The 12,834-nt window shown below is 40.4% G+C and carries 18 protein-coding genes; 7 read left to right on the top strand and 11 right to left on the bottom strand.

Annotated elements, in window-relative coordinates; translation table 11 throughout:
• Window positions 1-11: 11 nt before the first annotated feature.
• From H5058_RS00490 to H5058_RS00440, 11 genes are all read right to left on the bottom strand, one after another.
• On the bottom strand, window positions 12-284 hold the full coding sequence (locus H5058_RS00490) for an HPr family phosphocarrier protein (RefSeq protein WP_011329203.1): 273 nt from the start codon (window positions 282-284) through the stop codon (window positions 12-14).
• Window positions 285-327: 43 nt separating this feature from the next.
• A complete protein-coding gene (gene rapZ / locus H5058_RS00485; protein WP_182676503.1) occupies window positions 328-1,173 on the bottom strand; it encodes an RNase adapter RapZ in 846 nt (281 codons plus the stop codon).
• Window positions 1,174-1,194: 21 nt separating this feature from the next.
• The gene (gene ptsN / locus H5058_RS00480) at window positions 1,195-1,647 is read right to left on the bottom strand and encodes a PTS IIA-like nitrogen regulatory protein PtsN (RefSeq protein WP_182676501.1); all 453 of its coding nucleotides are present in this window, start codon (window positions 1,645-1,647) and stop codon (window positions 1,195-1,197) included.
• A gap of 4 nt (window positions 1,648-1,651) precedes the next feature.
• Window positions 1,652-1,939: a ribosome hibernation promoting factor gene (hpf, locus tag H5058_RS00475; RefSeq protein WP_011329200.1), complete on the bottom strand. Its 288-nt coding sequence runs from the start codon at window positions 1,937-1,939 to the stop codon at window positions 1,652-1,654.
• A 26-nt stretch (window positions 1,940-1,965) separates the two neighbouring features.
• Window positions 1,966-3,459: an RNA polymerase factor sigma-54 gene (locus tag H5058_RS00470; RefSeq protein WP_041454568.1), complete on the bottom strand. Its 1,494-nt coding sequence runs from the start codon at window positions 3,457-3,459 to the stop codon at window positions 1,966-1,968.
• Between the two features lie 69 nt (window positions 3,460-3,528).
• Complete coding sequence (gene lptB, locus H5058_RS00465) at window positions 3,529-4,254, bottom strand: LPS export ABC transporter ATP-binding protein (RefSeq protein WP_011329198.1); 726 nt, start codon at window positions 4,252-4,254, stop codon at window positions 3,529-3,531.
• Entirely contained in the window at window positions 4,251-4,796 is a 546-nt protein-coding gene (gene lptA / locus H5058_RS00460; protein WP_182676499.1) for a lipopolysaccharide transport periplasmic protein LptA, read from the bottom strand. Before lptA ends, lptB begins: the two co-directional genes overlap by 4 nt.
• The gene (gene lptC, locus H5058_RS00455) at window positions 4,786-5,343 is read right to left on the bottom strand and encodes an LPS export ABC transporter periplasmic protein LptC (protein WP_089368740.1); all 558 of its coding nucleotides are present in this window, start codon (window positions 5,341-5,343) and stop codon (window positions 4,786-4,788) included. The genes lptA and lptC overlap by 11 nt, the downstream gene beginning before the upstream one ends.
• Window positions 5,340-5,891 (bottom strand): 3-deoxy-manno-octulosonate-8-phosphatase KdsC, encoded by a 552-nt coding sequence (gene kdsC, locus H5058_RS00450; RefSeq protein ID WP_182676497.1) that lies wholly within the window; start codon window positions 5,889-5,891, stop codon window positions 5,340-5,342. The genes lptC and kdsC overlap by 4 nt, the downstream gene beginning before the upstream one ends.
• The gene (locus tag H5058_RS00445; protein ID WP_011329194.1) at window positions 5,892-6,863 is read right to left on the bottom strand and encodes a KpsF/GutQ family sugar-phosphate isomerase; all 972 of its coding nucleotides are present in this window, start codon (window positions 6,861-6,863) and stop codon (window positions 5,892-5,894) included.
• A gap of 9 nt (window positions 6,864-6,872) precedes the next feature.
• On the bottom strand, window positions 6,873-7,841 hold the full coding sequence (locus H5058_RS00440; protein WP_182676495.1) for a calcium/sodium antiporter: 969 nt from the start codon (window positions 7,839-7,841) through the stop codon (window positions 6,873-6,875).
• Window positions 7,842-8,107: 266 nt separating this feature from the next.
• Here H5058_RS00440 and H5058_RS00435 point away from each other — a divergent pair, with 266 nt between their 5' ends.
• The 7 genes from H5058_RS00435 to murA are packed head-to-tail and all read left to right on the top strand — an operon-like array spanning window position 8,108 to window position 12,772.
• A complete protein-coding gene (locus H5058_RS00435; protein ID WP_011329192.1) occupies window positions 8,108-8,923 on the top strand; it encodes an ATP-binding cassette domain-containing protein in 816 nt (271 codons plus the stop codon).
• Window positions 8,923-9,702 carry a lipid asymmetry maintenance ABC transporter permease subunit MlaE gene (mlaE, locus tag H5058_RS00430; protein ID WP_179806993.1) on the top strand — a complete coding sequence of 260 codons (780 nt, stop codon included), beginning with the start codon at window positions 8,923-8,925 and terminating at the stop codon, window positions 9,700-9,702. Before H5058_RS00435 ends, mlaE begins: the two co-directional genes overlap by 1 nt.
• Before the next feature lie 13 nt (window positions 9,703-9,715).
• Window positions 9,716-10,264 (top strand): outer membrane lipid asymmetry maintenance protein MlaD, encoded by a 549-nt coding sequence (mlaD, locus tag H5058_RS00425; protein ID WP_011329190.1) that lies wholly within the window; start codon window positions 9,716-9,718, stop codon window positions 10,262-10,264.
• 5 nt (window positions 10,265-10,269) lie between these two features.
• Window positions 10,270-10,950, top strand: a complete 681-nt coding sequence (locus H5058_RS00420; protein ID WP_179806970.1) for a phospholipid-binding protein MlaC — start codon at window positions 10,270-10,272, stop codon at window positions 10,948-10,950.
• Window positions 10,943-11,236: a lipid asymmetry maintenance protein MlaB gene (locus tag H5058_RS00415; protein ID WP_011329188.1), complete on the top strand. Its 294-nt coding sequence runs from the start codon at window positions 10,943-10,945 to the stop codon at window positions 11,234-11,236. Before H5058_RS00420 ends, H5058_RS00415 begins: the two co-directional genes overlap by 8 nt.
• Window positions 11,237-11,241: 5 nt before the next feature.
• Window positions 11,242-11,499: a BolA family protein gene (locus tag H5058_RS00410; RefSeq protein WP_011329187.1), complete on the top strand. Its 258-nt coding sequence runs from the start codon at window positions 11,242-11,244 to the stop codon at window positions 11,497-11,499.
• A 13-nt stretch (window positions 11,500-11,512) separates the two neighbouring features.
• A complete protein-coding gene (gene murA, locus H5058_RS00405) occupies window positions 11,513-12,772 on the top strand; it encodes a UDP-N-acetylglucosamine 1-carboxyvinyltransferase (RefSeq protein WP_179806971.1) in 1,260 nt (419 codons plus the stop codon).
• The last annotated feature ends 62 nt before the right edge of the window (window positions 12,773-12,834 follow it).

Here is a 12,834-nt window from a genome sequence, read left to right as displayed (position 1 = left end):
TAAAGTGCCTACTATTCTTGTTCGTTAAAGCGCTGCGCTATTAATTGGCCAACGGCATGTAAAGCATGCTCTGCATCGGGTCCTTCGCACACTACTTTTACTTCTTTACCTTGGCTGCTTTCTAGTAACATTAAAGCCAGTACGCTATCGCCAGCGGCTTCTTTTTCATCTTGAAATAAGGTAATAGATGCGTCAAATTGTACCGCTAATTGTGCTAATACGGTAGCAGCTCTAGCATGCAGGCCTAGCTTGTTTTTTATTAAAAATGTATTTTCTAAGCGCATAAGATACTCTACTTAAGCTGAACAGATGATTATTTAAATTGAATTATTTTTCTTGCTCGCGATGGCGAATTTTTACATTAGGGTGAGACATAGCAAAGCTTTCACCAATTGTTTGCGCTAAATAAACTGAGCGGTGCTGACCACCAGTACAACCAATAGCAATGGTTAAATAACTGCGATTATTACGCTCTAGGTGTGGTAACCACGTTTGTACAAAGGTTTGAATTTGCCAAGTGAATTTTTGCACAATACTATGACTAGCTAAATAATCTTTTACAGGTTGATCTAATCCAGTTAAAGGCTTGAGCTCCGGTTCCCAGTGTGGGTTTGGTAAAAAACGCGCATCAAAAACATAATCAGCACCTTTGGGAATACCATGCTTAAAGCCAAACGACTCAAAGGTAATGATAAGCTGTTTGTCTTTTTTACCGAGTATGGTTTCACGCATAGATTCAGCAAGTTGATGCACACTTAAATCGGTTGTATCAATGACATGATCAGCCTGCGTTACGAGTACATCGAGTAATTCTTTTTCTTTTTGTATTGCTAAATCTAGCGGTAGCGAATCAATCGAAAGCGGGTGCAAACGACGTGTTTCTGAATAACGGCGGATTAATGTTTGATCGTCGCTATCTAAATAAAATAACGTTGGTTTAGCAAAGTCGGGCAAGTACTCAAGAATATCGTTAAACTGCTGCTGGTCTTTAGGCAGGTTACGCACGTCTATACTAACGGCTATTTTATCGTAGTTATCAGAGACACTGCGCACTAATGAAGGCAGCAAATTTACCGGAATATTATCTACACAATAGTAACCTAAATCTTCTACAACACGTAAAGCAACTGACTTACCAGAACCTGATCGGCCACTTATAATAATTAATTCCATTTACCACCCCTTTATTAGTAACTAGGATTGATTCAAAATAACTTGGTATAACGCTTCATCAGACTTTGCCGCACGCAATTGCTTACAAAACTCTTTATCGTTTAGTTTATCAGCTATTGTGGCTAGTGTTTTCAAGTGCTGCTGGTTATCGCCATCGGGCACTATAAGCGCAACAAAAATATCAACTGGACGATTATCAATTGCATCAAAATTAATAGCGGTTTCGCTTATTAAAATTAAGGCAAGAGGCTCTTGTGCCCCGCTCATACGGCCATGTGGAATTGCTATTCCTCGGCCAATACCGGTACTACCTAACTTTTCTCTTGCCAATAAAGCAGTGAGAATATCTTGCTGAGGTAAATACGGCATTTTTTTATGCGCGAGTTCACTGATGAATTCTAAAATTCTTTTTTTACTATTAAAAAGGACCACAGCTTTGCTGCAGTCCTGGCATATAAGTGAGCTTAATTTCATAGTGTTAGTGTCGAGCAAACTTCTCTTTGTGTTTAATTACTTGACGATCGAGTTTGTCAATCAACGAGTCAATGGCAGCGTACATATCTTGGTGTTCGGTCGATGCAAATAGCTCAGCGCCACTTACAAAAATTGTTGCTTCAGCTTTTTGACTTAATTTTTCTACATCGAGAATAACATGCACATTAGTTATGTGATCTGAGTGTCTTTGCAGCTTTGCAAATTTATTATTTACATAGTCTCTTAATGAGTCTGTAATGTCTACATGACGACCAGTTAAGTTTAGTTGCATCAGCATTTTCCTCTTTGTTGTACGTCTTAAATCAAGCTTTTACGTTGATTCGACGGGGGAATAGCCAGAGATTCGCGATATTTTGCAATTGTCCGTCTAGCTACTTTAATTCCTTGCTCAGCCAATATATCTGCAATCTTGCTATCACTCAATGGTTTGGCTAAGTTTTCTGCAGCTATCAACTTTTTAATCAAGGCACGTATGGCAGTTGATGAACATTCGCCACCATTTTCGGTGCTTACATGGCTTGAAAAAAAGTACTTAAGCTCAAAAATGCCACGTGGAGTGTGCATATATTTTTGCGTAGTGACCCGTGAAATAGTCGACTCGTGCATTTCAACTATTTCGGCAACATCGTTTAAAACCATAGGTTTCATGGCTTCTGGGCCATGTTCAAAAAACGCTTGTTGCTGCTTAACAATACAATTAGTTACTTTCAGGAGGGTTTCGTTTCTACTTTCTAGGCTTTTAATAAACCATTTAGCTTCTTGTAAGTGCGAGCGAATAAATTGGCTGTCACCGCTGGATTTTACTGTACGAGACATAGCCGCATATTGGCTGTTAACACGTATTTTTGGCATGCTATCTGGGTTTAGCTCTACCACCCAGCGGCCTTTTATTTTTTTAACAGACACGTCAGGTATAACGTATTCAGACTCTTCTCTGACAATAGTATCCGCAGGCTTAGGATTAAGCGTATGAATAAGTGTCATTATTTCTTTAAGCTCTTCTTCTTTGAGCTTAGTTTTTTTCATTAACGTACGATAGTCGCGAGCAGCGAGTAAATCGATATGATCAGTTAACACCATTTTTGTTTCGTTAATATAAGGGGTGTCTTTATCAAATTGATTTAATTGAATGCATAAGCATTCTTGCAAGCTGCGAGCTGCAATACCAACAGGATCAAATAATTGAATGCGCTTTAGCACTGCTTCTATTTCATCTAGTTCTACTTCGTGTTCGTCGTCAGTTTCTTGGTTAAAGCTTGCTAAAAGGTCTTCGCAACTGAGGGTTAAAATACCAGAGTCATCTACGGCTTCAACGATAGCTATGGCAATAGCTTCGTCGGTAGGGCTAAAAGGGGTGAGCTGTAATTGCCACATTAAGTATTCATGCAGGGTTTCGGTTGATGCACCTTGATAAATAGATTCATCTTCAGGCATTGGCCCTGATGAAGAGGCAGGCGCTGCGCTCATATATTCATCCCATGATACATCCATGGCCATGTCGTCGCTTATGGTGTCTTTATTTAGTGCTTCGCCGCTATCTTGCTCATACTCGCTTGGGGTGTCGTCAGCAGAGGCGCTAACAGTAATGTCATCTGCTTTTTGCTCGTTTTTACCTGCTGATTCTTCCGTGTAATCTTGTTCATCAACTTCAAGTAATGGGTTGCTATCAAGTGCTTCTTGTATTTCTTGCTGGAGATCCAAGGTACTAAGCTGCAATAAGCGAATAGCCTGTTGCAGTTGCGGAGTCATTGTAAGTTGCTGGCCCATGCGCAGCTGTAATGATTGCCTCATTTATCTCTAACAATCCTTATAAATTGATATGATTAATCTTAGCAGATGCTTATAGTAATAACATAAATATTACAGTTTGAACTGCTCGCCTAAATAAACATCACGTACTGTTTTATCGTTTAATACAAATTCAGGAGTACCAGATGCAATTAGCTCCCCATGAGAAACAATGTAGGCTTTTTCACAAACATCAAGGGTTTCCCTTACATTGTGGTCGGTAATTAGTACGCCAATACCACGATTTTTAAGGTGTTCTATAATTTTTTTAATATCGAGTACTGAAATAGGATCCACGCCAGCAAAGGGCTCATCAAGCAATATAAATTTAGGATCTGCAGCTAAAGCACGTGCTATTTCTACGCGGCGACGTTCACCACCAGATAGCGCCATACCTAAGCTGTCGCGAATATGTTGCAGGCTAAATTCGTCCAATAAACTATTTAGGGTTTCTTCCCTGGCTTGTTTATTTAGTTGCTTACGCGTTTCTAAAATAGCCATTAAATTTTGATACACAGTGAGCTTTCTAAAAATAGAAGATTCTTGTGGTAAATAACCAATACCTAAACGAGCACGGCTGTGCATAGGAAGTAAGGTAATATCGTTATCATCAATTAATATTTTACCTTTGTCGCTAGGAACTAAGCCTACAATCATGTAAAAGGTAGTGGTTTTACCTGCGCCATTTGGGCCAAGTAAACCAACAATGCTGCCAGCTTTTACTTCAAGTCCTACATTTTTAACAACTTCACGGCCTTTATAGCTTTTTGCTAATAGCTCTGCTTTTAATGTACTCATGGCTGACCTTTATTGAGTTTTTGTTCTTTTTTTACGTCTATAGGCACTAAAATAGTGTGTACCCGATCAGTTGAGTTTTCATCTTTTTCAGCACTTATAAGCTGTTGCTCTATATCGTAGGTGATGCTTTTAGCCGTAATTTTTTGCCCAGCTTGAGAAATGTTTGCATCTCCTACCAGGGTTAAAAAACGTTTCGCTACATCGTAACGTACTTCGTTAGCGCTGGCGCTCATGACAGTACCATCTGCTTGCTTTTCTTCAAAATATGCAGGACTGCCCGTGGCAATTAATAGTTGTTTATTATCGCCAAGTTCGTCGCGCTTATGTACTTCTAAACGATCGGCGGTGATACGACGATTGCCGTGAATTATCTCGACATTTTTTTCAAAAATACCAACGTTTTCTTTTAGTTGACCTTCTTGTCGGTCAGCACTAATAGAAATTTGATTAGCTAATGGGGAAGTACTTTGCTCTGCCGCATTACTATTAAATACAAGTATAAGCGATGGAATAATAAGTATTTTTGCAAGGTTATTGGTCATAATATAGTGTTCGCGTATGGTTAATTAGTTTTATCACCTCGGTTGTTAAATTGGCTTCAAGGCCTTTACCGGTGATCTTTAAATTCGGTCCAGTTATAATAACGGGCTGTTCGCTGCGCATAGTGAGTAGCATTATATCTACTTGAATATTGTCGGCGGTAATTTTGTCTATCATTGCGCCATCAATTAAGTTTTGGGCAGTTACATTACCCTCTAAAATTAATTGTCTTTCATCGTAAAGTGTTGCTTCATCAGCATTGATACGCCACGTTTTTTGTCTGTCGTCGTACAATATGAAAGTAGGTTTTTCGAATAAGGTAAATCCTAGCTGCTCGTAAAGCTCCGTTTTAACCGCAGTTACTTTATGGCTAATTTCACCGTTTTCGTCAAAAGCTGTTTGTTTTAGCTCAATGGCGGTGTAATCGGGTTTAGCTATTACTTCTGAGTCGGCTTTAGCAACCGTATTTACCTGAGTAAAATAAGGGTACCAAAGCCAAACCATACAGGTGATGAATAAAACGCTTAAGACTATGCGCGCTATATTCATGAACTGGTGCCTTGGCTAGTTAATGGTTTATTGTTTTCAAGCATAAGTAAGTCGGTTAGCTCTCTTACTGCACCAAAACCACCCGGCATTCGCGTAGTGTAATGTGCTAAGCGTTTAATTAGTGGGTGCGCGTCGTTTACTGCGACTGCAAAGCCAACTAACTCCATAACAGGCATATCAGGGCCATCATCACCAATATAAGCAATTTGCTCATCGCTCAAATTAAGCTTGTTTTTAAGTTCTTGGTAGGCAATAAGCTTGTTTTCTTGACCTTGATAAATATGCTGCACGGTTAAGCTGGTCATACGTTGTTGTACTATTTGCGAGTGCCTGCCGGTAATAACCGCTACTTCAAAGCCGCTGTTAATAAGTGCTTTAATACCAAAGCCATCTTTTGTATTAAATGCTTTTAGCTCTTCACCTTGGTTGCCAAGATAAATTCGGCCATCAGAAAATACACCATCAATGTCGCATATAAGTAGTTTTACTTTTTTTGCGCGCGCTTTAGCGTCATCACTTAGCGCTTGATAGAGTTCTTCAAATTGCATTTATAATACTCCTGCTTTAAGTAGGTCTTGCATATTGAGTGCCCCAATAGGCTGATTATGCTCATTAATAATAATTAAGCCATTAATGCGTTTATGTTCCATGATATTAAGCGCTTGCGCAGCAAGCATATCTTGGGTTGCCGTGGTACACGATTTAGTCATTACTGCATCTATTGACGTGGTATGAATATCAACGCGTTGCTCTAAAATACGGCGTAAATCACCATCGGTAAATAACCCAGCGAGTTGCTGATTATCGTCAACTATGGCGGTCATACCTAAGCCTTTAGCTGTCATTTCAATCAGCGCATCTTTAATAGTTTGCGAAGTAGTTATAATAGGCGTATTTACACCGCTGTGCATAACATCTTTTAAGGTGAGCAGTAATCGCTTCCCTAAACTGCCACCGGGATGCGATAGTGCAAAGTCATCGGCAGTAAATCCGCGTGCTTCTAACAGTGCTACCGCCATTGCATCGCCCATAGCGAGTGTTGCCGTGGTACTGGCTGTTGGTGCTAAGCCTAATGAGCAGGCTTCTTTTTCTACTTTAATGCATACATGCACGTTAGCAAGTGTGGCCATGGTTGATTGTGTATTTCCTGTCATGGAAATAATTTTTGCACCAAGGCGTTTTAACACTGGAATAATATTAAGTACTTCACTGGTTTCGCCTGAGTTAGAAATAAGCATAACGACATCGTTTTTAGTGATCATGCCCAAATCGCCGTGGCTGGCTTCGCCTGGGTGCACAAAAAAAGCAGGGCTACCAGTGCTTGCTAAAGTTGCCGCAATTTTATGGCCAATATGCCCCGACTTACCCATACCAATAATTATAATACGGCCGCTGCAGTCATACATAAGCTGACATGCCTGATGAAAATTATCATCTACATATTGTTTTATATCAAAAAGTGCTTGGCGCTCGATATCAAGAACACGTAGCCCTTGCTCGATAAAACTTAGCTTGGTCATAGACAACTCTTACCCTATTTGACTAAAGATGTAACCTTGGTAAATCAAAAATGCGCTTAGCAGTAAACCACCTTCTACTCTATTGATACGCTGAGCGCCTCTAAAGTTCAATGACATAACAATAAGTGCCAAGGTTGCTGCAATCATAATCAGTACATCACGATTAGCAATAGAAGGGTCGATTATCGATGGATTGATAATACCGGCAAGTGGTAACACGGCTAAAATATTAAAAATATTTGAGCCCACAATATTACCCAGTGCTAGGTCATCTTCATTTTTAAGCACACCTGCAACAGACGCTGCCAGTTCTGGTAAACTGGTGCCAATAGCAATAATAGTTAAGCCAATTACCAAGTCACTTAAGCCAAAGAATTTTGCAATATCGACAGCTGAGCCAACTAAAAAGTGAGAACTAACAGGAAGTAATATCAAGCCTACAATGAGCCAAAAAACTGCCTTTTTAGTGGGAACGTTATCGGGTACTTCATCGCAGGCTTCGTTTACAAATGGATCGTTATTATTTTTAGCTCTTAGGGAGATAATAATAAGTCCAAAAATAAATACAACAAAACCAATAAGTAGGGAAATTGCTTCTGGGTATGAAAAATAGTTATCTGAAAAAATATACCAAGTAGCTAACGAAATAATTAATACCAAAGGTATTTCACGTTTTAAGGTGCTTGATGAAACAGACAGCGGGCGCAATAAAGCGGTAATACCCAGTACTAATAAAATATTGGTTATGTTTGAGCCAACGGCATTGCCTATGGCAGTATCGGTTTTACCGGCTAAAGCGGCAGAAGCCGAAACCATCATTTCAGGCGCTGATGAACCCATTGCAACAACGGTTAACCCTACAATTAAAGTAGGCACACCAAAGTTTTTCGCCAGTGCTGCGGCGCCATAAACGAACTTGTCAGCGCTCCAAACTAGGCCAGCAAGACCAAAAATTAAAATAACAAATGAGGTAACCATTGTATTGAACCAGTTATTGAAAATACATATTGCGCGAATAGTAACAAAAGCCAATCTGAAAGTATAAATAAAACAGTGGCGAAGAGAGCGGTTAATCACTTATTTTATAAATATTTAGGGTATGCTATGCAAAGGTTTAAGCCAAGGTTAAGGTGGTTTGAGCGAGCCTTATAACTGTTTTGGCAATTACATTACAAAATCTTACGAATTGTTTTTTCCATCTTGGTCGAAAAAGCCTTAAAATAGGAATACGAGTGAATATTGTTATGGAGAGCGACTTGTCGCAATCAATAGTAGAAGTCAAGGATGTTTGCTTTTCAAGGGGCGATAGAATCATATATAAAAATATGAGTTTTAGTGTTCCTAAAGGTAAAATCACTGCCATTATGGGGCCAAGCGGCATTGGTAAAACTACCATGCTACGTTTAATTGGCGGTCAGCTAAAGCCTGACTCTGGTGATATTTTATTTGAAGGCAGTAGCATTCCAAAAATGTCACGTAAAGCCCTATATGAAGCGCGTACCAAAATGAGTATGCTTTTTCAAAGTGGTGCATTATTTACTGACATGTCGGTATTCGATAATATAGCTTTTCCGATTCGAGAGCACACTAAGCTAAGTGAAGACCTTATTCGTTTAGTGGTATTAATGAAGTTACAAGCTGTGGGTTTACGAGGCGCTAAAGATTTAATGCCATCGGAGTTGTCAGGTGGTATGGCTCGCCGTGCAGCTTTAGCCCGCTCTATAGCACTTGACCCTGAATTAATTATGTATGATGAGCCATTTGCAGGCCAAGACCCTATTTCTATGGGAGTACTGGTAAAGCTTATAAAGTCACTCAATGAAGTGCTTGGTTTATCGTCTTTAATCGTGACCCATGATGTGAACGAAGTCATGAGCATTGCCGATCACGTTATAATAATTGCCGATCAAGGTGTTATTGGCAGTGGATCGCCAGAACAAATGCGTCAACATGAATCTCCTTTGGTACAGCAGTTCTTAAAAGGCTTATCGGATGGTCCTGTGCCATTTCATTTCCCGGCACAAATATATGCAGATGAGTTGCTTGGAGAGAATAAATGATGTTGAATTTTCTGCAAAAAATAGGGCATAAAACACTAGGTCGTTTTGCAGCGCTAGGGCGCTCAGCGAACATGTTATTTGGTGCACTTGTGCACATACCTAACTTTAAAAAAGGCCCCCCCTTACTCATTCGCCAGCTTTATATGGTGGGCTCACAATCGTTGCTCATTATTGTGGTGTCGGGGTTGTTTATTGGCATGGTATTAGCGCTGCAAGGCTATACAGTGCTGGTTGGTTATGGTGCAGAGGATAGCTTAGGCCCTTTAGTTGCGCTGAGTTTGCTCAGAGAGTTAGGTCCTGTGGTTACTGCATTGCTATTTGCTGGGCGGGCGGGCAGTGCGCTCACCGCTGAAATTGGCTTAATGAAAGCAACCGAGCAATTGTCATCACTCGAAATGATGGCCATTGATCCATTGAAACGTATAATTGCACCGCGTTTTTGGGCTGGTTTAATAAGTATGCCGTTGTTAGCATTAATATTTTCGGCAGTGGCTATTATTGGTGCCCATTTAGTCGGCGTTGATTGGCTAGGCGTTGATACCGGAAGCTTTTGGTCAATTATGCAATCACAAGTTTCGTTTCAGCAAGACATACTCAATGGCATAATTAAAAGCGTTGTATTTGCTATTGTAGTGACCTGGATCGCCCTTTATAAAGGATATGATTGTGTACCAACTTCTGAGGGGATCAGTAAAGCAACCACAGAAACCGTGGTGCACTCATCTTTAGCAGTGTTAGGGTTTGACTTTCTTTTGACAGCGGTAATGTTTACCAACTAGTAGGGTATAGATAATGAATTCACGGAAATTAGAGATTTTAGTTGGTTTTTTTGTCGCACTAGGCATTTTAGCATTTGCTATGCTTGCGCTTAAAGTGGCCAACACTGGTATTAGTGGCTCAGGTGACACATACACACTTAATGCTAAATTTGAAAACATAGGCTCATTAAAGCCCCGTGCACCCATTAAAGTGGGCGGTGTGGTTATTGGCCGGGTAGAATCTATTTATGTTCATCCGCAAGAATTTTTACCAGTTGTTAATATGACCATTGATGCACAGTATTTATGTCGTTTTTCAGACACTAGCTCAATCTCTATTTTAACGTCAGGCATTTTAGGTGAGCAGTACTTAGGGATTAATCCTGTTATTGCACCAGAATCTGCAGAGCAGCGTTGTTTAGGTTTAACTGTGGTACATAACGAACAAGATCAAGCAATTGATGATTTATTTGGCGTAGAAAGTAAAGCGCTAGGTGACGGTGGATCTATTACCGATACTAAGTCTGCCTTAGTGCTAGAAGAGTTAATTGGGCAGTTTTTATTCAACCAAGGTAGTGAGTAATTATTATGTTGAAAAAGTTTTTAGTTATTGCAGCGCTTAGTACCCTAACGTTTGCACAGGTAGTTAAAGCTGCCGATGTTAAACTAACAGATCCTAACAAAATGGTACGTCAAGTGGCAGATAATACCTTTGAGCGGATCACAAAAGATCAGCCATTAATTATTAAAAATAATGAGCATTTACGTGTCATTGTTGAAGAAGAATTAATGCCCTACATTGACTACAAATATGCGGCACTGCGAGTGTTAGGCAGCGAAGTATCAAAAGTGCGTGCAATAACCGATGAAGCTGAAAAAGCGCGCGCAATTAAAGATATTCAGCGCTTTATTGTAGTATTTAGAGAGTACCTAGTAGCAACGTATGCAGGTGTTTTTACCCAATACACCAACCAACAAGTCGAGTTTGGCGCACCACAACCTTTTAAAGGTAAAGATGTGGTGGTAGTAAAAAGCAAGATAATTGAAGCGGGTAAACCCGATATTAAAATTGACTTTAAAGTACGTGAAGACAGAAGTGGTGAATGGCGTGCTTACGATATGATTGCAGAAGGTATTAGCTTACTAGATGCAAAGCAAAGTGAGCTACAAGGCATGTTACGCCAACAAGGTATTGACCACGTAAGTAACCTTTTAGAGCAAAAGAGCCAACTGCCAGTACAGTTTAGAGGCAGCGACACCAATGACTAAGTTGGTGATAAGCCAAGTTGATGAGCAACATTTTCGAGTCAGTGGTGAGCTTACTCGAAGTTCAATTGGCGATGAAAAAGGCCTGGGCAGTCAGGCAATAACCAAGCATAAAATCTGCTACTTTGACCTTAGTGACGTATCTAGGGTTGACACAGCAGGCTTAGCTTGGTTAATTCACACTTTTGCGCAGTACAAGCAACAAGGCATTCGCCTTGAGTTGCAAAATCCACCTGAACAATTGCAAAATTTAATGCAATTGGGTCAAGTTACAACCCTATTTGAGTGAGAGTTATGGAAACTAGCCAAGTCGAAATATTATTACGCGATGAACTTCAATTAGCAGAAGTACATGTTAAAGCCAATGGTAGCCATTATGAAGTAATAGCTGTTGGCGAATGCTTTGACGGTTTAAGCCGAGTGAAAAAGCAACAGCTAGTTTATGGACCATTAATGAATACTATTTCAGATGGCACCATTCACGCAGTATCAATTCGCGCTTTTACTCCTGTAGAGTGGAAACGCGAACAAAAATTTATTTTACCGCAATAAAAAAGGCCCCTACATGGATCAATTTGTAATTCAAGGTGGCACTTCGCTTGCGGGTGAAGTTACTATCTCTGGCGCTAAAAATGCGGCACTTCCTATTTTATTTGCCGCATTATTAGCCGATGGTAAAAGTACGTTTACTAATGTACCGCGCTTGCGTGACATAGTTACCACCGAAGCGTTATTAAAAACCTTAGGTGCGAGTGTTAATTGGCAAGGCGACACGCTTGTGATTGACGGCGCAACAGTGGATAAAACACTTGCTCCGTATGACCTAGTTAAGCAAATGCGTGCATCGGTACTGACACTCGGGCCTTTAGTGGCGCGTTTTGGTGAAGCACAAGTGTCACTCCCTGGTGGCTGCGCTATTGGGGCTCGACCTGTGGATATTCATATTCAAGGCTTAGAGCGCATGGGCGCACAAATCAACGTAGAAAACGGCTATATTAATGCCAAAGTAAATGGTCGCTTAAAAGGCGCTGAAATCTTTATGGAGATGGTTAGCGTTGGCGCTACTGAAAACCTATTGATGGCCGCGACCTTAGCCGATGGCAAAACTGTGCTTGAAAATGCAGCTTGTGAGCCAGAAATAACAGACTTGGCTAATTGCTTAATTGCTATGGGCGCTAAAATTACGGGTGCGGGTACAAACCGTATTGAAATTGAAGGCGTTGAGCGTTTAGCGGGTTGTGAGCACCGTATTTTACCAGATCGTATTGAAACAGGTACTTTTTTAGTTGCTGCTGCTATGGCCAGTGGCGAAGTGCTGTGTAAGATGACCGATTTTCATTCACTTGAGCCGGTAATTGAAAAGCTACGTGCAACCAATGCATTGTTAGAAGTACATGACAACAGCATTTATTTAGATATGCGCGGCAGAGAATTAAAAGCCGTTAATATTAAAACAGCTCCGCATCCTGGTTTTCCTACCGATATGCAGGCGCAGTTTACCGCATTAAATGTAGTGGCTAATGGTAGTGCCACCATTACCGAAACTATTTTTGAAAACCGCTTTATGCATGTACCTGAGCTACAACGTATGGGCGCAAATATTCGCTTAGAAGGCAACACAGCTATTTGTGGTGATACAAAAACTCTTAGCGGTGCCCAAGTTATGGCAACCGACCTACGTGCATCAGCCAGTTTAATTTTAACCGGTATAGTGGCGCAAGGTGAAACGATAGTTGATCGTATTTATCATGTTGATAGAGGTTATGAGCGCATTGAAGATAAGCTCAGCGCGTTAGGTGCTAATATTAAACGTAGAAGTAGTTAAATAACTATTTAGTTAGTTAAGGTATTTTTAAAGGCCGGATAAGCTAATTTGCTATCCGGCCT

Origin of the sequence: Pseudoalteromonas sp. SR45-4 (assembly GCF_014163535.1) — a bacterium.
Classification (GTDB): Bacteria; Pseudomonadota; Gammaproteobacteria; order Enterobacterales; family Alteromonadaceae; genus Pseudoalteromonas; species Pseudoalteromonas nigrifaciens.
This window is presented reverse-complemented; position numbering and strand designations above follow the sequence as displayed.